Source organism: Candidatus Villigracilis vicinus (genome assembly GCF_016702885.1).
GTDB classification, from domain to species: Bacteria; Chloroflexota; Anaerolineae; order Anaerolineales; family Villigracilaceae; genus Villigracilis; species Villigracilis vicinus.
Map to the genome: position 1 here is coordinate 74529 of NZ_JADJDD010000011.1, position 23674 is coordinate 98202.

At 47.1% G+C, this 23674-nt stretch carries 16 protein-coding genes and 1 tRNA gene; 1 reads left to right on the plus strand and 16 read right to left on the minus strand.

Annotated elements, in window-relative coordinates:
* Window positions 1-18: 18 nt before the first annotated feature.
* The 14 genes from IPG80_RS11290 to IPG80_RS11355 all read right to left on the minus strand — a co-directional run bounded on the left by IPG80_RS11290 (window position 19) and on the right by IPG80_RS11355 (window position 20921).
* Window positions 19-2874 carry a GAF domain-containing protein gene (locus IPG80_RS11290; protein ID WP_345106611.1) on the minus strand — a complete coding sequence of 952 codons (2856 nt, stop codon included), beginning with the start codon at window positions 2872-2874 and terminating at the stop codon, window positions 19-21.
* 89 nt (window positions 2875-2963) lie between these two features.
* Window positions 2964-4628 (minus strand): GAF domain-containing protein, encoded by a 1665-nt coding sequence (locus IPG80_RS11295; protein WP_345106614.1) that lies wholly within the window; start codon window positions 4626-4628, stop codon window positions 2964-2966.
* Window positions 4629-4687: 59 nt separating this feature from the next.
* Window positions 4688-7009, minus strand: a complete 2322-nt coding sequence (locus IPG80_RS11300; protein WP_345106616.1) for a GAF domain-containing protein — start codon at window positions 7007-7009, stop codon at window positions 4688-4690.
* Entirely contained in the window at window positions 7006-8718 is a 1713-nt protein-coding gene (locus IPG80_RS11305) for a GAF domain-containing protein (protein ID WP_345106619.1), read from the minus strand. The genes IPG80_RS11300 and IPG80_RS11305 overlap by 4 nt, the downstream gene beginning before the upstream one ends.
* Window positions 8719-8725: 7 nt before the next feature.
* Window positions 8726-10069, minus strand: a complete 1344-nt coding sequence (locus IPG80_RS11310; protein WP_345106622.1) for a GAF domain-containing protein — start codon at window positions 10067-10069, stop codon at window positions 8726-8728.
* Window positions 10070-10133: 64 nt separating this feature from the next.
* Window positions 10134-10997 (minus strand): hypothetical protein, encoded by an 864-nt coding sequence (locus tag IPG80_RS11315; RefSeq protein WP_345106624.1) that lies wholly within the window; start codon window positions 10995-10997, stop codon window positions 10134-10136.
* Between the two features lie 38 nt (window positions 10998-11035).
* Window positions 11036-12670 (minus strand): GAF domain-containing protein, encoded by a 1635-nt coding sequence (locus IPG80_RS11320; protein ID WP_345106626.1) that lies wholly within the window; start codon window positions 12668-12670, stop codon window positions 11036-11038.
* Window positions 12660-14246 carry a GAF domain-containing protein gene (locus IPG80_RS11325; protein WP_345106629.1) on the minus strand — a complete coding sequence of 529 codons (1587 nt, stop codon included), beginning with the start codon at window positions 14244-14246 and terminating at the stop codon, window positions 12660-12662. The genes IPG80_RS11320 and IPG80_RS11325 overlap by 11 nt, the downstream gene beginning before the upstream one ends.
* Window positions 14243-18121 carry a GAF domain-containing protein gene (locus tag IPG80_RS11330; protein WP_345106631.1) on the minus strand — a complete coding sequence of 1293 codons (3879 nt, stop codon included), beginning with the start codon at window positions 18119-18121 and terminating at the stop codon, window positions 14243-14245. The genes IPG80_RS11325 and IPG80_RS11330 overlap by 4 nt, the downstream gene beginning before the upstream one ends.
* Window positions 18122-18138: 17 nt before the next feature.
* Window positions 18139-18597, minus strand: a complete 459-nt coding sequence (locus IPG80_RS11335; RefSeq protein WP_345106633.1) for a response regulator — start codon at window positions 18595-18597, stop codon at window positions 18139-18141.
* Window positions 18590-18982, minus strand: coding sequence for a response regulator (locus tag IPG80_RS11340; RefSeq protein ID WP_345106636.1), 393 nt, complete (start codon window positions 18980-18982; stop codon window positions 18590-18592). Before IPG80_RS11340 ends, IPG80_RS11335 begins: the two co-directional genes overlap by 8 nt.
* Window positions 18983-19118: 136 nt before the next feature.
* Window positions 19119-19189 (minus strand) — tRNA-Gly (locus IPG80_RS11345).
* Between the two features lie 77 nt (window positions 19190-19266).
* Complete coding sequence (locus IPG80_RS11350) at window positions 19267-20301, minus strand: polyprenyl synthetase family protein (protein WP_345106639.1); 1035 nt, start codon at window positions 20299-20301, stop codon at window positions 19267-19269.
* Entirely contained in the window at window positions 20298-20921 is a 624-nt protein-coding gene (locus IPG80_RS11355; RefSeq protein ID WP_345106641.1) for an HAD family phosphatase, read from the minus strand. The genes IPG80_RS11350 and IPG80_RS11355 overlap by 4 nt, the downstream gene beginning before the upstream one ends.
* A 149-nt stretch (window positions 20922-21070) precedes the next feature.
* Between IPG80_RS11355 and IPG80_RS11360 the strand changes: the two genes are divergently transcribed.
* Entirely contained in the window at window positions 21071-21493 is a 423-nt protein-coding gene (locus IPG80_RS11360; protein ID WP_345106642.1) for a hypothetical protein, read from the plus strand.
* A gap of 39 nt (window positions 21494-21532) precedes the next feature.
* On the opposite strand, the gene IPG80_RS11365 is transcribed toward IPG80_RS11360, so the two are convergent.
* Window positions 21533-22027, minus strand: coding sequence for an SET domain-containing protein-lysine N-methyltransferase (locus IPG80_RS11365; protein WP_345106645.1), 495 nt, complete (start codon window positions 22025-22027; stop codon window positions 21533-21535).
* A gap of 377 nt (window positions 22028-22404) precedes the next feature.
* A complete protein-coding gene (locus IPG80_RS11370) occupies window positions 22405-23592 on the minus strand; it encodes a hypothetical protein (protein WP_345106647.1) in 1188 nt (395 codons plus the stop codon).
* Between the last annotated feature and the right edge of the window lie 82 nt (window positions 23593-23674).

A 23674-nucleotide genomic window follows, 5' to 3' on the forward strand; every position in this document is an offset into this window, starting at 1 on the left:
GGATTCTCCTGGGGGGACTTACCCGTTAGTACCTGATGTAAATTGAATGGCTACATCTGTTCCGGGTAGGGTATCGCCCAGTTCCTGGATGGTGGTTTGAACAATATTCTCGATGTTTACGAGGCTACCGATCTTGGCGGAGATCTGTCCGATGGTGCGTTCTTTGGATGCCCGTTTTTGAGCTTCTTGTAAGAGGCGTGCGGTTTCAATGGCGAGCGCGGTACGTTCGGCAGTTGCCTGTACCATGGCAATTTCGTTGTTATCCCATTTTCGGTCGGGGTCTGTTGTGCTGAGTTTCAATGATCCGATCTGAATGCCACGCAATACGATCGGAATTGCAATGTGATTTGATTGGATCTTTTGATTCGGTTTTTCTTCCTGAGTGGTAACGCCATCAAAGTGATAGGCAGTTAATGACTGACTCATATGGAAGTTGCTCCATTGCTGTTCACTTAGTTGCGCTGCTGCCCGTTCGGCTTTTTCGAGTGCTTCCAGGCTGTTTTGGAAGGATTGCGCGTTTTGAATTGCAATGCTTACCTGGTCTGCCAGAACCGAAAGAATGTTAACGTCTTCCTCTGAAAATGCATTAGTCATTTTACTTTGCACATCCAATGCACCGATGATCTCTGAGCCACTTTGAAGAGGTAATGCGATTTCGGAACGTGTTTCTGGAAGATCCGGATTATTAAAGTAGATCAGATCTTGATCTACATCAAGTACAACGCGCGGTGAGCCCGATTGAGAGACATACCCGACAATGCCTGTCTCGCCAATGCGGAGGCGGTGATTTCGCGCTAGCATCGCTTTGCCGCCTTCGCTGTTTGCCGCCACGAGAATAGTGTATTCCTTGTGAACATCTGCCAGAAAGATGCCTACATGGTAAAAACCAAGTTGCGACGAAATGGTTTCGGTGATCTGCGGCAGGAGTTGTTCCAGACTGCGGGTGTTGTTAATAATGCGCGAAATGCGCGAGATCGATTCAAAAAGAGAAGCGCGATACGCATTGGTCTGGCTTAGTTTTTCTAGCTCGTTGGTTCGTTCTGTGATGCGGTCTTCCAAACCTTGCAGGGTTTCGGTTAATTGCTCAGCCATCGTGTTGAAGGATTGTGCAAGAACGCCAGTCTCGTCACCAGTTTCCACTATGGCGCGTGAGGAGAAGTTTCCCCCGGCAATCTCTTGAACAGTTTCGGTGAGGCGCGTCAGTGGGCGGGTAATGATTTGCCCAACTGCAAGACTTGCGATAAATGCACCAATGAACAGCACAGTCAGGAGGATCGACATATTCTGAATCGTTTTTGAAACTTCCTCTTCGACTTCGGTGTTCAGTGCGGTGACCTCTTTGTTCAATTCATTCACTGGAGCAATGAAAGCCAGCTTGTACCCCGGTACTTCCAGTGCAGTTGTGGAAAGGTAATTCTCTACCCCGCCCACAGAAAATTTCGAAATCCCTGATTCAGCCCTGATTATCTGAAGAATCACTTCCTGTAGATCGGATGTGCTGCTATCGAAAAGTGTCTGCTTGGGCGATTCGTTGAATGGTACAACTTCAGGCTCCAGCCCAAAGAACGTATACCCTTCCTCTGACATGGCGAGGATCACTCCGGTCTCGTCCACAAGAATTGGAATGCCTACATCTCCAATCTTGATCTGGGAAATGATCTGGGTGACGCGGTCCAGCTGTATATCGACGCTCATTACACCTTCGAATTTATTTCCGTCATAAACGGGCACAGATACCGTCACGATCAAACCAGCTCCTGCCGGGTCTTGATAAGGGCGCGTCCAACGCGGAAGTTTTTCAGGGTCGTTTGCTGGTTCGGCAATGGTGAAGAACGGTTGTTGTGTTGGGTCGAAGTCGGGCGGCACGTTGGCCGCAAGATTGATATTTGGATAGTAAACGGTATAGCCGAGGTCGCTAATAAAATAAATTGCAGCAACTTCCGGGTGCGATTCGAGAACCCCGGGTGCAAGCAGGTCGAGATTGATACTTGCGTTTAAGTCAGCTGCCAATGCCTCAGAGAATGGAATCGTGTTCGGTATGTAAATGGAAGATATAGCAGAGTCTTTGTTCCCTAACTGCCCGCCTGGCAGTTGGAATACATTCTCCGTTGCATTCCAGTATGTGCCATTTGGTAACAACAATTGTTGATTCTCTATGTTGGAGCGATACCTTGCCAGAGATTGAGTATCATTTTGTATTTCAGTCAGTAGATTTTTGATCTCGTTTGCTTCTGAGTTGATTGTGTTTGATATCTCGGATTCCAACTTTTTTGTGATATTGGCTTGGTATTTGTTTTGCAGGAATGTGTTGATGAAATTAACCCGGTTTACACCGAATGCCACAAGAGTTGCAACCGTTATACCGCCGGTTAAAAGGATACCTAATGTGATCTTCGATTGCAGGCTGAAATGGTTGAACTCCCGTATCAGGATGATCGAAATTGGGATTGCTATGATGATCAATATTAAAGGCGTAAGACGTTCCAACTCAAGAACACGGATGCGCCCAGTACCAAGTTGGTTGTCGAGCAGGATCACAATAACCCCAGATATAATTGCCAGTGCAATACCGGATGTTGAATAGGAAGAATCAAGTGTCAATCCAACGACCGCCAAGATCACCAGCATGATGGAAACCGCAATAATAAATCCAAATCCCTGTGCAATGAATGGGACAGTCGCCACGTTTAACATGAAGGTCGAGATGACCAACATCATGGCGAGATTCTTTTTATTGCGCGAAATCAAGAAAAGCAGATAGAAATCAAGGAAAAAAGTCACCACTAATGTGCCAGTGGTAATGAATAATTGCGGCAGGTTGTATGTAAAACCGAAGTATGCGAATATACCCACAGTGAGTAATGTAGCGAGCATCAATGTGATTGTGATGCTGTATGCATTCCGAATCTGTCGGTTTACAATCTCGGAGTGATCGGACTTTTTAAAGATCTTTTGATTTGTCATCAGTCATCGCTTCCGATCTCAACAGTGACTTGAGAGCCGCTAATGTGCATGCCCAACTCACGGACTGCTGTTTTCAAAATATCTTCGATCTGAGTGCTTGCTCCGATCTTGGAGGAGATTTCACCGATCACATGCTCGCGTTGGGCGATGCGTTGGCTATCTTCAAGTAGCCGGGCGTTTTCGATGGATAACGCCGCACGTCCTACGATCGCAGATACGATATCTAGTTCGTCGTCACTCCAGTTGCGGTTGTATCCCGATTTGACGTTAAGGATTCCCACGGTTTGCTCGCGTAATCTGATCGGTATGGTCAATAGTGAGGTGCCGTCGCTTTCGACTTTTTGAAACACAGCACCAGACCGAACCGCCTCTACTGCGCCGGGCAATTCGAGAGGTTCGGGTAGAAAACTGTTCTTCAAATTGCGTCTTTGAATCCCTGCAATGTTTTGGGCTCGTGTGAAGCGTCCCCAACCTTCTCGAAGGTCGTTGTTGTAAAATGCCTGCGTTTCAAGCAATACTCTTTGCTGCTCCTCAAAAAGTTTGGCATTTTCGATTGCGATCGACACTTGGTCTGCGAGTGTTGTCAGGGTACGGACATCTTCCTGGCTAAAAGCGTTGGGAGTCTGGCTTTGTACATCCAGAACGCCAATGATCTCGTTAGCTTTGCGTAATAAAGGAAGTGCTAATTCAGATCTGGTTTCAGGCAAATCTGGGTTATTGAAGTAGATGGCATCTGCGCCTGTGTCGAGAGCGATGCGCGGAAGTTTTGATCCGGCTACATAACCAACAATGCCAGTTTGACCTACCTTTAATTTGTGATTTCGCGCCAGCATCTTTTTTCCGCCAACACTGTTGGCGGCGATCAATACTGCGTATTCCATGTTGACATCCATTAGGAAAATGCCAATGTGATAAAAATTGAACTGCTGGCTGATCAACTCTGTGATTTGGGGCAACAGGATATCAAGGTTTTGTGTCTGACTGATTACCCGCGAAATTTTTGAAATAGCTTCGAACTGCTTTGCGCGGCGTTCAATACGGATATTGGCGGTGTTTAATTCTGCGGTACGGGCGGCGATGGTGGCTTCGAGCCCTACGGCGAATTTCTGCATTTCCTGATTCTTTTCGGTCAATTCTTGCTGTGTACGGCGGAGATTTTCTGTGAGTTTGTCGAACCCCTGGGCAGATGCTTGAAGCAGTGCTGCAATAAAGAACACATATACGACCAATGAAGAAAAGAATGTGACCGGGTTTTGGGGGATCATTGTAACTGGTAGCGAATCCTGGAACAGCATAATGCCCAGTCCGATCAGGGTATTGATTCCTGCGAAAGTGTACCCTCCGCGTCCTCCAAGCAAGACGCCAGCCAGTACGGTTGTCAGTACGAGGCTGCTATAACTTGCACCAAACGTCCCATTTGAAATGATGATGGATAGGATCAAGATCAGATCGAACACAACGAGAAGGATGATTGAGGCTGCACGTACATGCCCGCGAAACATTAATTGACGGGCAATCACCCCGGCGACAACAACTGTGCCAGTGAGCATGGCGGAAAATAACTGATCAAGAATGATCGGTGCAATGAGCGTGTAAATCAAGCCTATGAAGATAACCGCCCATAAGATGCTATTCAACAAAAGGGCAATGCGCGTTTTCTTCATCGTTAAAGATCGGTGGAGCCAGGGTATGCCTAATGGTTTGCAGCATAAAATCTTCCTTGTTATTTCTTGTCGGACGATCCGTCCGTAAATTGGATGGTGATCTCAGTGCTACTTAGCACTTTTTCAAGCTCTTCTGCTGTGATTTGGAGGATGTTTTCCATGCTTACAGCAGAGCCTATGCGGTTGGTAGCTTCAAAGATGGTGCTTTCTTTAATAGCGCGGCGGTTACTTTCTTCGAACAAGCGCGCATTTTCAAGGGTTAGTGCTGCACGGTTGGCTGCTGCCTGGGCGATGGCAATTTGATCTTTGCTCCATGTTCGGTTACGGATATCCTGTTCCAACCCGATCACGCCAATGACTTGCCCGAAAATTGTCAGCGGTACCAAAAGCGTGTTTTTGGCGCTTCCAGCCGGGTTAAGAATGATCGGCTTACCACTTTCCAGTTCTGCTGCGAGTTCCGGTGACAGATTATCCGGCATGGGGCGGATTTGCAGTCCATCATATTCGTAGGCGGGAATACTCCGTTTGTTGATCGCAGATTGCCATGTTTGCCTGGTCTGCTCTTGATTAGTTTTTGAAAGCTCACTAAGTGTTGTTTCAAGACGCTCTACCAATTGAGAGTTTTCAATAGCGGCTGCAAGTTGATCTGCCAGGACCTGCAAGGTTTGGAGATCACGGTCACCAAAGGCCTGAGGAGTTTTTGCTTGAATATCCAAAGCCCCGATGGTTACGTTGTAACTACGTAAGGGTAGGGTGATTTCGGATCGGGTTTCAGGAAGATATGGGTTGTTAAAATGTACCGAGTCTATGTCAACATCCTGTGCAATGTATGCTCGCCCTGAGCTTGTAACATTGCCAACCATCCCAGTTTCGCCAACCCGTAATTTATAGTTTCTGGCTAGCATTTCGTCTGCCGCAGTGCTGCTGGCTCCACGCAGGATCGCAAACTCGCCTTTCTCATCGACTAGGAAAATGCCCACGTGATAATAACCAAGGCGTTCACGAATCAGGCTCGCTGAAACGTTGAGCAGGGTGCTCTGGTCGCGAATGACCGCGAGTTCGCTGTTTACTTCTGCAACGGTGCGAAGTTGAAGCGCCAGCCGGGCAAGGTCTTTGGTGCGTGTGGCGACGTTGTCTTCCAGTGTTCCGAATGACCTTTTAATATCTTCGGACATTTGGTTGAATGCGTTTCCGAGGTCTTCCAATTCATCTTGCGTTTGAATGTGGACTTTTTCGGGGAAATCCTGTTCGTTTCCGGCAAGAGTCCGATCTGATACACGGTTGGCGAAATCTTTAAGTTTTCGCAGTGGCTCAGTGATGGAGCGTGTAAATAAGAAGAGCAGGATGCTGAAGATGAGTACAACAACGACTGTGTAACCAATCAGAGTTTGGCGTAGTTGTGCAGTATTAGTGGATAGCTCTGTCCGCGGATAGGCGAGTGCAATGGACCAGCCGGTATCCAACCCTACGGGGGCGTAGGCAACCAGCATCGGTTCGCCGCGTGGGTCGGTTGCTTCGATGAAACCGCTTTTGCCGGCCCGCATATCTGCGATTAATTTGATCCAACGGTTTGTTTTTTCAGTGTAAGCAGCAAGGACCATCGAATCAGACATGATCTTGTATTCACCGCCATTTTCGCCGATCCCAAGAATGATTCCCGCTGAATCGATCATAAAGGCATAGCCATTTTGACCGACATCTATCGTGCTGATGATTTCCTGTGTGTGAGAAAATGCTATGTCGGCAGTGGCTATTCCTTGAAAATCACCGTTGTTTTCAAAGAATGGCGCACTCCAAGTTACCATCCAAATTTCACCACCACCATAGTCAAAATAGGGCTTTGAGATCATTGGGGTTAGGCTTGCCTTTGGCAGGGAGTACCAATCCCTGTTGAAATAGTCGTAGTCGGGAGTTCCAAGGTCTGCGTACCCCACAGTATTATCTGGCAGGCGATAGTAGTATGGCGCGTAGTATGTCAAGTCAGGCTGAAAACGGTTGGGCTCATAAGAGATCGTAGAGCCAAAGACGCGTTCATTACGGGATACTGATGTTTCCAGTATCTGTTTAAGATTAGCATCATTAATGCTATCGGTCTCTGCAAAAACTGCCAATTGTTTGGCGACTGCTTGTGCAATGAATAAGTCTGAACGGATCACTTCTACTTTTGCTGCGGCTTGATCTTGCAGTTCCTCTCGTAATGTGTCGAGAAGGGCTTGCTGTGAAAGACGAATGCTAAGAAAGGTGTAAATCGTAAACGCGATTATCAGTACGCCAATCACAGCCGAAGGGAGCTTAAGGCTTAAGCTGAATCTGCGACTGTCTACATTGCGTGGTTCGTTGGTTCGAATCACCGGCTTGGTCGTATCTCTTAATTTTCTCATTCTGAAGCCTTCTCATCCGGAGTAGCCTGGGTTCCGATCTGAATGAAAGATCGAGATGCGCCCAGCGCAAGCCCTAACTCCTGGATCGTAGTCTGCATAATGCGGTCGAAATCTGTTGAGGATCCGATCTGTGTTGTTACACGGGAGATGGTTTCTTCTTGCTCGGCTCTGCGTGTGGCATTTTCAAACAAGCGCGCATTTTCCAGCGCCAGAGCTGCGCGGTCGGAAATTGACTGAACCAACAGTATCTCATCTTCGCTCCAGGTTCGATTTGCCTCTTCTGACTCAATATGAATGACGCCAATGACTTGGTCTCGGAATTTGACGGGAACTACCAGCATGGATGGAGTGTTCTTGGAAGTGCGGTTGACTGCCAAGGTTTCACCTGATGCGATGGCTTTATCCAATACAGGGTTTGATTCCAGAGTGACATTTGAAACAATGGTGCCGTCCGAATGAAAGGAATATCCGAATTGGCTTTCTGTGAGAGAAATGACAGAACGACTGGTACCTGCAGAGATTTTAACTTCAGTTGAATGCTCATTATTGTGCTGTAATAACACTGCAAGCTGATTGGCGATCGTCATGAGGATGTTGGTATCTTCTTCATTAAAAGCAGCCGATTGAGTGCTCTGCACATCAAGAACACCAATTACTGTATTTCCGAGGACGATGGGGAGCGAGATCTCAGAACGGGTCTCAGGCAGGTATGGGTTGTTGAAAAATACGGCGTCCGCCCCGGTATCAAGCGCGATACGCGGACGTCCACTTTGAGAAACGTAACCAACGATCCCAGTTCCGCCAACCTTGAGTTGATGCCGTTTTACCAGCATCTGTTGCCCGCCTTTGCTGTTTGCTGCCTTTAATACTGCAAACCCGCGAGCAGTGTCCACAAGAAAAATGCCCACATGATAGTAGCCGAGTTTATCGCTTACCAGGCGCGTAGCGCGCGCGAGCATGTCAGATGTTTTTTCATGCAGCACTTTTGTCAGATCCTGGGTGATATCGGACGCTGCTTGAAGGCGAGCCGTCTTGACCAGTAGCTCTTTGTTGAGCTTGTCCAACTCTTCAGTGCGGGTTTTTACTTGCTCATCAAGTGCGTTATTAATGCGCTCAAGCTGTTGTTTGGCTTCCATTTCTTCTTCATGACTGCTGGTCGCAACTTTGAGCAGCCTGCGATGCCGGTGAAATATTGCTGTCATTGCGCCCATAATGGCACTTAAGTAAAGAGATCCAAGAAAGATATGCTCAACGTCAGTTCCATATTTGTTTGGCAAGATGTTATTGATCTCAGCCACCCCGGTGGCGATAAACAATCCAAGCATAAGCACGCCCAGCATTATAGGCACCCAAGTAGATTGACGACCATGGATATTTGCAAGCAGGAAAAGCCCAAGAGTGCCAATCCAAATGAGGTCGTGCGCCCCCCTGCCTTCAACGATCGCGACCAGAGCGATCGCAAATGTTGTCACTAAAGGGAAAAGAATCAAATATTTGAACTTCCCTCGAATTGCTTGAATCAATGTGAAGACCGCCACAAGATTGACAATTAGAGAGGCTACAAGCACAATAGGTTTTTGAAAAACCAGGATTGTAACAAGTGTGCTTAAGAATCCAAGCCCTTGGGCTACAAGTGCCTCAGCACGTTGACCAAGTTCCTCGCCCGGTCGATCTTTAAATAAAAAATCGAGTACGTTTCTTTGTTTCATATTCTCGTTACTCATTGATCGAGACCTTCGCATCTTTACCCGTGGCTTGACTCTGATCCTGATCATTATCTTGATCGAGCAACTGGAAGGTTACTGATGTGCGTGGAATAGATTGACCTAATTCCTGAACTGTTTCGCGGATGATCGCATCTCTTGTAGCGGAAGAAGTGATCCGGGCAGAAATATCAGAAACCAGTGATTCGCGGGCTGCCCGTTGCAAAGACTCCCGGTAAAGACGGGCGCTTTCCAATGCTCCGCTTAGTTGATCAGATAACGAAATGGCGAGATTGGTTTCGTCTTGTGTCCAAGCATCTGCAATCTCTGCTTTTTTCAAACGGATTGCACCAATGACCAACCCACGGATCTTTACAGGCACGCTGATTGTTAGACCATCACTACCGAGAATGAGATCCCCGGTTTCAATTGCTTTTGAAATCGCAGGTTCGGCAATATCGCTTTGGATCGGGATGGTGGCGGGCGGTGTTGCCAGGAAGCCGATCTTTTCCTGATTCCGAAGCATTTTGCTCCATGCTTCACGGCTCAGTTGTCCGTATGTGGCACGCGCAGCACTGAGTGCCTTTTCTGCTTCACTGAACAGGTTTGCATTTTGAATTGCAACAGCAATCTGCTCTGCCAGAATTTGCAAGGTATTGATGTCATCTTCAACAAAGGCTTTCGGTTCGGTACTTTGCACATCCAATACACCAAGCAGTTGCCCGCTAACTACAAGGGGGAGCGCCATCTCGGAACGTGTATTGGGGAGGTATGAATTATTAAAGAAAACTGCGTCAGCGCCAACATCTAAAGCAATACGGGCTTGAAGATTTTCCGATACATACCCCACGATACCCGTCTCGCCGACTTTGAGTTGATGACCTTTCTCGAGCATTTGTTTACCGCCTTCGCTGTTGGCGGCTGCCAGAACGGCAAATTCTTTTCTCTCGTCCAGCAGGAAGATGCCTACATGATAGTACCCAAAGTTTTCATGAACAAGTTTGGTCGCTGCTGTAAGTAACGTGGAAATATCGCGGAAAGTTGTAACTTCGCGGGCAATAGTTGAGATTGTTTCGAGTTTGCGGGTTTTATTTTCCAGCTCTACGGTTCGGGTGTGCAGATTTTTTTGCTGTAATTCAACTTCCTGAGCCAGTTTATTAAAAGCAGAAATCACTTGTCCACCTTCATCACTCGCCTCATAATCAATGCGCGTTGAAAATTCCCCGGACGAGAAGGCTTCGGCAGCCTGGATCGTTTTTTGAAGGGGGATACTGATGGAGCGGATAAGTTGATTCCCGACGAAGAACGCACCCAATGTGCTAATGACCATTAAAACAAGCAGAGTGAACACTCGCACAACCGTATTATTAATACGGTTGTTTATGCCGATTTCAAGGCGGGCAGAGATCAACGAATAAAAATTAAGACTCGCTTCGACTTCCTGAAGCCTGAAGAATGTTTACTTCTTCAAAATTTGGTGCAACGTTTGACTTAAGAACATCCTGCTCTAGAGTGCTCAATAAAGCTTCCAGATTATTTTTGTAAATTGTAAAATTTGCAATAAGTTCCGGGGTTATAGACTGATTTTTATTATTTTCATTTGCGGTGCTCAGGTTTTTTTCGAGACTTGCCAGGTTTTCCCTGGTGCTCGATATGAGCCTTTCAAACTCGCGTTGTTCTTCGCTCGAAAGAGAGTTGTTTTTTTGGACATTAACAAGAATCGAACCTATTCTGAAAACATCGTTTTGGCTATCTGGCAGTTTAAGTAAAACTGCATCCATAAGATAGTACGTATCCAGATCGGGATCGAGAACCAAATTGGATTTATTGCCGACTTCAAGAATCGCATCTGATAATTTTTCGAGGAATAAGGCAATACTTTCCTGGGTTTCAACGACTCCCCAGATTTGGGTTAATTCATTTGCAGAGAAACTTAACTCAAAACTTTCAGTAGCCTCCTCTACTGCCACGAGGTTTTTGAGGCTGGCATCAACTTTTTTGCGGGCTTCTTCAAGGCTCTCTTCAGATGCACCTTGATTATAGATACTGCTGTAGTTTTGGACGCTGATGTTCACTTCCCATAGCGCACGAAGGTAAACCGTCCCAGCTTTTTCTTTAATACCGTATTCGTTAACGTGATCATACTGTTCAATAAGTGAAACAGGAATGAAAACGATCACAGGCAGTGCAAAGAACACTGCTAAGATCGCAAATTTTTGCGAAAAATTTAGCCTTGACCAAATTCCAATGGACGAGCGCGCTTTTGGTTGTGACGAATTTTCCATAGAGTTTCTCGTAAATAAAGTCTGACCAGTTTGCAAAACTAGGAATCTTGCTCGGATTGTTGCGGAGATAAAGTGCTGATCAAGATTTCTGCTTCTTTTAAGTCAAACACTTTTCGTAACTCGGTAGCAGCAGAACGAACAACCTCTTCAATGTTAAGTGTTTCACGCACAAAGGTTGAAAAATTGGCAACCATCTGGTTTCGAAGCGCATTTTTTTGAGCCTCATCCACAAGGCGGCTGTTTTCAAGGGCAAGTGCCACTTGGTAGGATATTTTTTCCACCAGGTCACGTTCACGCTCAGACCATTCGTTCGAAATACCCTTTCTCTTTTTGAGTTTGATCCTTCCGATCTCCTGCCCATGAAGAGAAACCGGAACATAAAGATCGTCTGCATTAGTTTGCTTGTCTCGCGCAAAGATAGGGCGTACACCAGCGGGTGTGTATAAATAGGCACTTTTGTGGCGGCTAGTGAATTTGGACCAGGTCCTCTGTGTCTGTAAGGCTGTATTTGACTCGAGCTGTGTCAAAAGATTCCGTGTTTCATCCAAAAGGCGGGCATTATCAAAAGAGATGGCAGTTAGGTCTGCCAGAGTCTGGATGATTTCCGCTTCTTCAGACGAAAAGGCTCGTGGCTGATCGGAATGAATATCAATGAGCCCGATCACTGTTCCGCGGACAGAAAGTGGCAGGATCATGCGAGAACGGGTGAGCGGGAAATTTGGATCTTGTGTAAAGTTCGTTCTATCCAGATCGGATGTAATAAGGGTCTTGTTGGTTTCCACGACCACTGCCAGCGGATTTTTTCGATCTGGCTCGGCATGGAACGAACGCCCGATCAAACTTTTTCCGATTTCAGAAGATGCCGATTGTAGGTAAACGTTTCTTCTCTGGGCATCCAAAATAAAAATGCCAACATGATAATACTCGAACCGCTCCGAGATCAAACTGGCTGCTTTGTTTAATAATTCTGTGATTTCCTGCGTTTCGGCAATGACTCCGGCTGTAAGGGCTGATGCACGTAACTGCGACATGCGTGTTTCAAGTTCGGTGGTGCGTTCCTGAACCTTATGTTCAAGATTTTTTCTTTCCATATCAAGCGCCTCAAAAGCGGTTTGCATTTGAGTAACAACCTTGGTAAAAGCGCTTTTGAGCATATTTGTTGCTGAAATGATGATGATACCCAAGATCGAAAAGTCGGCGATATATACACCCCAGCTTGCAAGGTCTAAGGGTGGTGCCTGGGGTGAGCGGACATCAAAGACTCCGTTTAGTGAAAGCAAGCCGAGTGTAATTAAAAATAAAATACTACCCGCGAGAAGAACAAAATCTATTTTGTTGTCCAATAACAGGGTTGCCATGACCACAGTTGATAAGAGAAAGAGAGACCCATCTGCCCACGGTCCCCATGCTAGAACTGCATTCACACCGACAATTGTGGTAATGATCAGAAGCAGGTAAGCCCGTAATGTATACCCGGTCGGCAGGAGCGTTATTGCGAGCAGGATGATATACATGACGATGAATAAAACCCTGTCGGTGTTCGTGGCAGTGGAAAAAGACGCACTGATCATGATCACACCAAGGATGGATGCAACCCGCAAAACAATGCGGATGAAACGTTCCCGCCATGTCTTCAGATCGAATGCTGAGAATTGAATGCTTTTATTCCTCATTCATATCCTCCAGTGAAACTTCGATCTCCACCTCAGAAGCTTCCAGGTTGCGTCCTAATTCACGCACTGTTGTCTGCAGAATGCCGTCCATGTTTGGCGACGCCCAGATCTTTGAAATAATCTCGTTCGTAAGTCTTTCGTGTGATGCGGCGAAGCGGCTCTCTTCCACCAGGCGCGCGTTCTCGATGGCAAGCGTAGCTTGTTCTGCAATCGACTCGACCAGGTCTTTTTGTTCTGCTGTCCATTCGTTCGATCCCGCTGCAAGAATCTGACCAATGGTCTGGTTGCGTAATGCCAAAGGTACTTCAAGCGGGAAGTTTTCAGCCTGATCAGTATCGCCGAGAGCATAGTTTAATGACTTTTCTGAGGCAAGTGATGTCCACGCATTTTCCAGATATAGTCTTTGTGTGGCGCGCATTTCTGTAATACTTTTTTGCGCTTCCTGGAACAGATTGGCATTTTCGATGCCGATTGCTATACCGTTTGCCATATTTTGGTAGGCATCCAGATCTTGCGGCAGAAAATCATTGTCTTTGGAGGAATGCATTTCAAGCAAACCAAGGACGGTATCACCAACGATTAACGGCACCATGATCAACGAACGTGTATAAGGGAACATGGGGTTATCCGTCCGGATCTGGTTGGCATCATGCAGGATCTGTCCGCTTTTGGTGCGCAATACCTGTGCAACCATGCTCTTTCCGTTGAGGCTGAAGCGTTGTTTTTTATCTTTCATGATCTTGCCTGCTTCGCCCGCGGCTTCCTTAAGTTCAGCCCATTGCCCTGATGGATCAATTAGATAGATCGCTGTATAGTAAAAGCCGAATTCATTTTGGATGAACTTCGGTGTTAGTGAGATGATCTCGTTGAGTTCAAGGATTGCAGCCACTGCCCGTCCCACTTCATTGATGCGGCGCAATTGCACGGTGCGCTCCTGAACCCTGGTTTCGAGGTTGTTGCGTTCTTCGCGTAGCGCGGAGAGAGACGTGGCGACCTGCCCCTGGGCTTGGGTAAACTCTCGTTCCAATTGTTGGAAGCCAATAATGATCACAACACCGAACATTAGAAGCGCTGCCCCAGCACTGATCCAATCTTCAAATTTTGCCGGGGTTGCATTTAGGTTGAGCGGGATGAGCCGCCCTGAAAGCATTAGCCAGCCAAGTATCACAAAGCTAAGGATGCTGGCTGCGATCGACAGGATCCCGGAGCGCGGCGAGTGTAGCATTGTTGCAAAAACAACCAGTGCCAAAAAGAAGAACAGACCATCGCCAAGGATTCCAAGACTAATAACCTCTCCAAGCGCAATCGCATAAATGCCGATGAGGAATGCAGCAATGCGGATCGTATAAGAAACCCGGCTAATAGCGGTTAGTCCAACGATCGAATAGGCTGTTATAAAGATCCCATCGATCAAGATACTGTCAGATGCAATGATCGCTGGCAACAGTGCGATGGCACCGAAGATCATCGTCCCGATCAGCAGCGGGACGATAAACCGCTCGCGCCATGCTGCATAGACTCTTTCTGTGGTTCCAAGCGATTCTGAGGGATTATCCTGTTTGAAGGGTAACTTCATGATTGACTCTCTTCACGCGTGGATTCGCCGGGTTTTGGATCCACCTGGATCTTTGTGTACCGCGCGCCGGTAACTCTTGCGATCTCGCCTGCTGTTGTCTGAAGAATTGACTGAACATCGGAAGACCTGCGGATTCGGGCTGTGATCTCATTGATCAGACGTTCGCGTTCAGACTGCGCCCTGATCTGCTCCAACAACCGGGCATTTGCGATCACTGCTGCCAGGCTGCCGCCAAGCGTGCCAAGCATTTCCTCATCGTTCTCTGAATAGGCATCTGCCTGTTCACTTTCCACATTGATCACACCCAGAATTTCGTTTCTATAGATCAATGGAATGGCTAATTCAGACCGGGTGTTTGGGCTGGTTTCAATATATCGGGAGTCTTCACTGACATCACGAAGGCGTAGAGGGCGTCTGTGCGCAGCAACCCAGCCGGTGATGCCTTTTCCTACCTCAACCTTCATGGTACTGATATCTTCCGCATAACCAACTGCAGCTTTCACTTCCAGCACGCGTTTTTCGCGGTCTACCAGAAGGATCATAACCCTGTCGCCGCCAAGCGTTACTTGAAGACCACTGACCGCACTTTCAAGAGCCTCTTCAAGAGTGGTCCCCGAAGCTGCAGAGGAAGTAATGTGATGCAATAAGCGATGCTGAGAGAGATGTTCTTGAGTCTCAGCGAACAGTTCAGTATTCGCAACCGCGATCGCCAATTGATCTGCGAGAATCTGCAAACTGCGTAGGTTATCTTCATGGAATGCATACGGCTGTGTGCTTTGCACATCGAGCGCACCCAGGATCCGTTCACCGACTCGCAATGGAATGGCAACTTCAGCCCGGGTTTCAGGCAGAAGCGGGTTAGGGTAGTAGGTCAGATCTTTTGTCGTATCACTTACGATCAGCGTTTCGCCTTTTCCAGTGACATATCCCACGATCGATTTCGAACCGACCCCGATCTTGTGTCCCTGACGCTTCATTTGCGCCCCAGCTTCACCCGTGGCTTCACGAATGATGGCAAATTCACCGGGCAGATCCAGAAGGAAGATGCCGGCGTGATGGAAATTGAACCGTTCGCGGATCAAGTTGACCGCTTTGTTCAAAAGTTCATCCAGATTTAATGACCCGCTGATGTCGCGCGCAATTTCAGCAGCCGTTTCAATTTGAATGGCTCGTTGCTTGCTTTCGTCCAGGAGTTGTACGCTTTTAATGACGCCTGCAACCTGGCTCGCAACCGTAGTGAAGAATTTCATATCATCTTCATTGAATGCTTCTTCATGTTCAAGGTCTTGAATGACCAATGCACCGAGTACAACTCCTTGAACGATCATGGGGGCGCCCATCCATGATTTTGCAGGCTTGCCAACCACTTTTGCGCCAAGTTCCACTGCTTTTTTCTCTGTATCTTTTACCAGCAACAATGGCTGGCGCGTACGGATCAAAATAGAAGTTAATCCTTCACCCAGCGGAAACGACGGGATGGATAGGATTTTTCCATTCTCATAACTGAAGGGGATCTGGACGGAGTTGTTTTCTTCATCGTACGTTGCTACGATCAGGTTGTAATCGCCAATAATCTGCTGGATCTTGCCCAGCAAGGCATGGAAAAACCCTTGAATATCTGAAGTAGATGAGATCAACTCATTCATTGAAGCGAGAGATTCCACTTCGCTTAAGTGTTTTTCTGTTTCGACCACAGCCTTTGCGCGCTGGATTGTTACAGACATAAGGTCTACGAGATTTTCATACGGTTGCAGCGTTGCCATGGAAAGGGTTTGCTGTCTGGATCCGATCATTATCACAGCTTCCAGCGAATCCCGCCCGTTGATCGGCAGGAATACCGCGTTCAACAGATCTAATGCACGAAGAGTCTCTTTAAATGCTTTGGGTAGATCGGCGCTTGCACTGGAAGACGAAACAGCACCGTGCGACAGATAATCCTTCAACTCTTGTTGGCTCGACTGAATGCCATTTTGCTGTATGTTTGTGGGGATATCGGCGCGAATTACATCTGAGACTGCGGCAACCTTTAAGAATCCGTTGGATGTTTTGAAGAGGACGATGGGGTAGGGGGAGCCCTTTAAGATTTGACCGCCAACCCGCAGGATATCTGCCTCATCCTTTGCTTCAGCGATCAGGCGGCTGGAGCGGTAGAGTCGGTCCAGTTCCTGGAAGTTGATCTGGCTCGATTCCGTGAGACTTGCGGTTTGGATTGCCGCTGCGATTTGGCTTGCAAGCGTTTGTAACATGAGAATCGCATCTGAGCTGAACGCCTCTGGTTGAGTACTTTGAACATCCAACACACCCAGAACTAGGTTATGTAGTGAGATGGGTACACAAGCCTCTGACCTTGTTTCCGGCATGAGTTCGTTTGTCAGGTGTAGTTCATCATCTGCGGTATCTGAAGCGACCCTGTGTTTGTTGTTTGCCGCCACCCAACCGATGATCGAATTCGATCCGACAGGAAGGCTGTATTTTTGTTCCAATAAACCTTGCGTAGCAGAGCCAAAACCGGATTTAAACTCAATATTTTTTCTGCTTCGATCCATCAGAAAAATGCTGGACTGATAGAAATTAAATTGTTGTACCAGTAATTCAACCGTCTTCTTTAGCATTGCGTCAAGGTTTGGGATGGTCGTGATACTTTGCGCCACTTCAGCTGCTGTGCGGATCTGCAAGGTGCGTTCTTCTACTTTTCGCTCAAGTGACTTGTAATTGTCTTCGATTTGGTCGGCAAGGTAATTGAAAGATTGTGAAAGCTGCCCGATTTCGTCGTTGCTATTCAATATCTCAATGCGCTGGCTTAAATCTCCCTCGGCGAATTTTCGAGTTTTGGAAGATAAGGATTGCAGTGGTTTAATCACGCGCCTTGTCCCGTAATACAGGACGACTCCCATGGCGCTGATGGTACCCAGTACAAGCAGAATCGTGAATGGTGTAAGGCTGTTGATCTGGGCAAAGATCGTTGATGTCTCAATTGCAAGTACGACCCCGCTTTGAAGGATGGGTACCCACTGCACTTGAGCAATGACACTTGTTTCGTTTAGTTTAAGTTCAAGTGTGGAAGACGGCTGTTCAGCCTGTCCCTGTATTGAATTTAATTCCGACCAGAACCGGGCTTTGGCTTCGGTTTCCATGTCGTAGTGGGCAAACACACCCGTTTCGTGATTTGCTGTAAAGGTATCATCGGCTGAAGTTATGAAATAAGTGCTTGCATAAGGAGCGATATTGAGCGGGCGAAGTAGTTGCTGCAAGGCGTCGCCTTTTGTAATGCCGATCAGTACAGCAAGAAACGGCGCGCTCTCCGTTTTATATTTGACCGCCGTGATCAGAACGAGTTCATTTCCAGGTAGTGGTGAGAGCCCGTTCGAAAGTTTCGACTGTGTGTCTTCAAATTCCAGCAGGGTGGGGGACAGGGTTGCACCCTGCCAAGCTTCATTACTAGCGAGCCTTACAACGCCCTCGGAGTCTACCAGGATGAGTTCGTCGAAGCCGTTGAATCTCCCTTCGGAATCCTTGTTGAGTAGGTTATTAAAAAAATCACTCCGGATTGTGCGGAACTGATCACTTTGTGAGTTAGTCTGCAAGACCGCTTCGATCAGGGGAGAAGTATTTTCTTTTTCGAGTATTTCTCTTAAGTTATTTTCCCTGGCTTGTACGCCATCGTGGATCACTTGAACCTGATTTACAAGCAGGCTTTCAAGTTGATGGTTTGCCTGTTCCTTTAATAAGCTACGGGCACGGAAATAAGCCGTGCCCGCCATCAAGGCAAGCGGAATAAATGTAAAGACCAGAAGCGTCCTGACGAGGGTGCTCGTAAGACTGCTTATGGGCTTTCCTTTTTGAGTTTCATACTTGGGCGCAGCAGGGATGGTCATTTAGCAAAATTTTAACACTAACTAAATTCCCAGACTGGTTCTCCGTTTAATATCCGGCGAATTTGGTCGGGGAAACGATCCGGATCAAGCGGCTTGCCTAGAAAACCATCGAACCCGGATTCTTTTGCTTTTTTCATTTGTTCATGGCTGGCTTCTGCCGTAACAGCGATGATGGGAACCGATTTAAAACGCTCTGACGCGCGGATCTTTTTTAGCGCGCCGTACCCATCTTCATATGGCAGGCGGATATCCATAAGGATTAGATCCAGTCGCGGCAGGGTGTCAGCATACTCAACCACTTCGTAACCAGAGGTTTTCCATTCGCAATGAATGCCCAGATAACCGAGCATACGGGCGATCAAAACGAAATTCGAGACATTATCTTCCACCACAAGCACTGCCGCATCTTTTGGAATGGTCGGCTTGCGTATGGGTTGGGTATCTGAAACAGCTGGGGTTGGTTCTTGGTCAGGCATTGGTTCTCCTTGTGATGAAGCGTTCGACCTGCAGGGCGAGAGTATCAATATCGATCGGCTTTTGGATATAGCCATCGCATCCTGCTTCAAGAGATTTTTCCCGATCTCCGCGCATCACATTGGCTGTTACAGCCACAATTGGGATGTTTTTATATTTTTCCATCTTCTTGATCTTTGCCGTCAGGGTATATCCATCCATGTCAGGCATATTAATATCCATCAGGATCAGATCAATATTCTCATTTTCGAGTTTCTTGAAGGCTTGTTCGGCATGGGCAGCCTCCACCATTGCGTACCCCTCCGCGTTCAGTACCCTTCTAATTAAATTTCGATTATCAGGGTTATCTTCTACATACAAAATGGTTCCACGTCCATGGTCTGGCATGCCTGGTACTCTCCACGCAAAATTTTACTTTACTGCTGACACGTCATCATGACAGCTACCTTACAACTTGATATAGTTTGTGTGACTAGTATAGCATAACGAAAAGCCGAGGTGGAAATTTCCTCGGCTTTTTTTGAGCGGGTGGCGGGAATCGAACCCGCGTATTGTGCTTGGGAAGCACATGTTCTACCACTGAACTACACCCGCATAAACAACGGCGGGATTATACGTTAGGCTGAAAAGCTATGTCAAGCCCGATATTCACCGTCTCGCTCTGCCACTTGTTATTGTTTGCGTTTTAAGAGCGTGTTTGCCAGTCCAAGGATCGCCTTTCCAGCTTCTCCCTGCGGGGCGGCATCCTTTAAGTAACCAAGTGCTTTCTGGGTTAGGTCTTCAGAAGTTTTCTCCGCATAAAGTTTTGCGCCTTCATTTTCAAGAAGTCCCGACACATACCCAACCTCATCTTGTCTGATCGGTCCCTGCCTCCAGCGTTTGGAAAACTCTCCTTTTTTCTCAAGAGCGAATAAGACAGGCAGTGAGTTTTTTCCTTCGACCAGGTCGCTCGCCGCAGATTTACCCGTTACGGATTCGTCGCCCCAAATGCCCAGTACATCATCCTGAACCTGGAATGCGAGTCCAAGGTGATATCCAAACAGCCGATAATTTTCTATCGCCTCTTCTTGCGCGTAGCCAAGAAGAGCTCCGATTTGGGTGCAAGCAGAGAGTAGGGCAGAGGTTTTACCACCAATCATGGGCCAATAATCTTCCATCGTAAGATCATTGCGTTCTTCATAAGACATATCGAGAAACTGACCACGGGTCAGATCAAGACAGCAGTTATTCAATATTTCGGCTGCGCGTACGACTATTTCTGCAGGGTAATGTGCTTTCAAACTAAGAGCCGCCTGATTTGCAATGACGAATAAGGCATCACCAACATTGATCGCCATTGGCGCGCCCCATTTGACCCAAGCGGTTTTTCTGCCTCGACGCAGTTCTGAGTTATCCTGGATATCATCATGAACAAGTGAAAAGTTATGCACGAGTTCGATAGATGCGGCTAATGAAACTGCGTGTAGCCAATTATTACTGCCATTAGCTTCCTTTTTATTTTCTATTGAAGCCACTGAAAGCAAAGTAAGCAATGGACGAATACGCTTCCCGGCTGCCTGGGCGCCTGCCCCCTCTCCTGTCCAGCCCATGTGATAGGTGAGCATCTCATGGAAAGGTTGAGTATGCGGTTGATCCAACCGGCTCACCTGTTGTTTCAATTCTGTCTCAATGGCATCGAACATACTTTGTTGAAGTGTGTTACTCATGAAGTGATTCCTTTGATTCCGAGAGTGATTAAGTCCTGCCTCAGTTGGGTGGGGGACTGGAAGTGAATAGTTTGAAAGCCCAGCTGACTGGCAGTTTCGATATTGGGAAGAGAGTCGTCTATGAAAAGGCATTCTTCTGCCTTGCGTCCAATTTTTTGCAAGGTGATGTGAAAGATCTCTGCTTCTGGTTTTACGGTTTTTTGCTCGCCAGAAATGATCTTGAGATCAAAACACTCCAAGACCGGATATTTATGTTCAATAAGCTTGAACTTCTCCAAAGAGAAGTTACTTAATAGATACAACCGCCAGCCCGCATCTTTCAAGGCGTGGACGATCTCTATACTTTCGTAATATGGTTCGGTCAGGCTTTCCTCCCAATAAGTGTCATATGCCTGAATTAATTCAGAGTAATGTGGAAATTGATTTGAAAGCTCTGCGACGCCTTCTTTGAATGGACGCCCGGCATCCTGTTTTGCATTCCACTCGAGGAAACGAATCTCCTCTAGGAATCGGTCGACCGTTTCACGATCTGGAAAGAAGCGTTTATAAAGCAAAAAGGCGTCCCAGCCGACGAGGACGTTCCCAAGGTCGAAGATAATAGCGTTAATTTGGTGTGTCATATTTGCCGCGCTATTTTATCCGAAGAAGTGAAATCTGGCGGTATAATCGCGCGATTGTTAATTCCCCACGGTCACGAATTATATTTTCTTTCCTTTGAGAAAATCCGATTTGCGGCCGCGCTGGGTATAAATCCAAATGGAGAACTGCCTTGAGCCGACTGATCAATACTGACTCTGTAGGAAAAGAAAGAACCCGTTTATCGAAATCGATCGTGTTATGCATCCGTGAGTTGGCGAAACAAAGCCAGGTAACGCCGGAGACGAAAGATCAGGCAGCATATATCGCGCTGGCATTGCAAGCCATTTCGGAGGGTATCGATGCCTCGGTCGCAGCCTGGGAAAAACGCGACTACTGGGTGAAAGCCGATAAATTCCGTATGGAATGGATGTGGGCTTCGCAGTACGCTGCCAAATTGAAGGAAGCCGTCCTTTCTGATGATTGGGCCACGATCGCCATCATGCTTCCTTCGATTGCACAGAAATTCAATAAAGTGGAAGTTTCTGATAACCACCGCTTGGGAAAACCATGGTCGAGTGCGTACAAATTGCTGGCATTGCACCAAAAACTATAAACAAAAAATCCGAAGCCTTAGCTTCGGATTTTTTGTTTACTACGATTTTATCTTTTTGAGATTATTCTTTGTGTTCTTGAGCAGCTCGATCATCAGATCGCGGATGTGGGGATTGAGGTAATGTCGTTCCAGCGTAGAGAGAGGCAGGAAGCGAGCTCCTGCAACTACGTTGATACAGTTCGCTGAACCACATAAGCAAATAAATGGAGCATCCATCTGCCATTCAGTGGAAGGATAGAAGAAGAAAAGCTCCTCGCCTTTCTCGATATCACGGGCAGCAACCATTTCCATGTTTTCGGTATCAAGAATAACATTGGGGTCGCAGGAGTGATTCAACGCAGCAAGTTTCCCAACGTGCGTATGTTTATCGTGACCGATCTGTACTGTGTAACGGTTAGGATGATCGCGTACATCTTCGCTGGGGATAGCGCTGATAACTTCACCCTTCTTATAATTTTGTTTTGTTGCTAGTGTTCTAAATTTATTTTCAGTCTTGATGGTTAACTTATCCATCGTTGCAGCTGTAGTTGTCATTAACTATCTCCTTTGTAAACTTGTTTGTTGTTGCATCAGTATAGCAATAATAAAATTAAATACAAGAGTTATTCTCATTAAATAAAATATTTTAAGGTTAAGAAATTGTTTTTTCTCTCAATGAGAATGTCCGGAGGTTATCGATAATATTAATATGTTTAAAGTACGTAATTGATAATGTAACGAATGTAACGGGTGAGGTAGATAAGACTTTTATGGGGTTTGTATGATAGCTTATGAATTAAGTAATGGCGTAGAGTCGATGGAGAGTGTTGCGCCTTATTTACCATAGAATAAAAGCATCTTTATTCGCAGGGATTTAACGACCAATCCCCAAGCAGCTGACTTGGGGATTGGTCGTTTTTTACTACAGGTTATTAAAACAACGCGAGCTGACTTGCCATGCGCTTACCATCCAGTAAAACATAGGGAGCGGCGCGCTCCGCGATAACACCGAGTTTCTTCAGCGCAGAGAGATCTCGCAATTTTTGAGTTCGCCGTGCCGAAAGGATCGCATCTGCCCCTTTGGTGCCGACACCGGGTATCTTGATCAATTGTTGTTTATCTGCCAGGTTGACTTCGATCGGCGCGTGGGTCAGGTTCACTTGTGCCCAGGCAAGTTTCGGGTCAGTGTGAAGCGGAAGGTTTTCATCCGAAGCGAAAGGTAAGTCTTCCAGTTCGAAGCCGTAATCACGCAGCAAGAACGAAGCTTGGTAGAGGCGATGCTCACGCATGGGATTCACAGCGGCTTTATTTTCGAGGGGGGTATCCAAAATGGGATGGAAAGCAGAGAAATAGGCGCGCTTGAGGCGGACGTTCTTCGTCAGCCATTGAGTGGTATTGAGCAGTTCGAGGTCGCTTTCATCAGCACCACCAGCTACAAATTGGGTGACCGTACTGGGATATTTGCCGTTCCAAAATTTATAGGCAGGCACGCTGCGGCGAATCTCTTCAACCCACCTGAGCGGACGCATAAGTTCTTCGATGAAAATTTTATGGGGTGCAAGCTTGGCGAGGCGTTCGGTGCTGGGGGCTTCGAGGTTGACCGAGACGCGGTCGGCGAGCTGCATTGCGCGATAGACTTGTGCCTTCTCGGAACCCGGCATGATCTTGAGATGCAGATAGCCTTTGAAGCCGTGCTTTGAGCGGAGGATGTGGGCGGTGTCGAGCAGCTTATCCATGGTGCGGACGCCTCCGGCTGCAATGCCAGAGCTGAGGAAGACGCCCTGAGCGAAGCCACTCTGATTCATTTTGCTGAACAGCCCCGCAAATTCATCTGGTTTGAAGGTGGCGCGCCGGAAATCGCGCCCGGCCCTGAAGGGACAATAGAAACAATCGCGCTCACAGGCAGAAGAAAGCAGGGTCTTGAGCAGTTGAATGCTCTTGCCATTCGGCAATTGCGCCGGGTGGACGAAAGCGGCACGTTGTTCTTTTGGAGAATAACAGCCGGGTTTTGCAGGGGCGGAGAAACCCCGCTCTTGTGCTGCCGAGACGCCTCGCGATTCTTCGGCGTGTTCCAAGGTCATCTGGCTGGAGAGTTCGACGAGAGTATCGAGAGCGTTCATGGAATAATTATAGAACAAAAATTCTAATTACGCAATGGATTTTCCTGTCTAATAAAGTTGGAAAATCACGGAGTAATGTCAC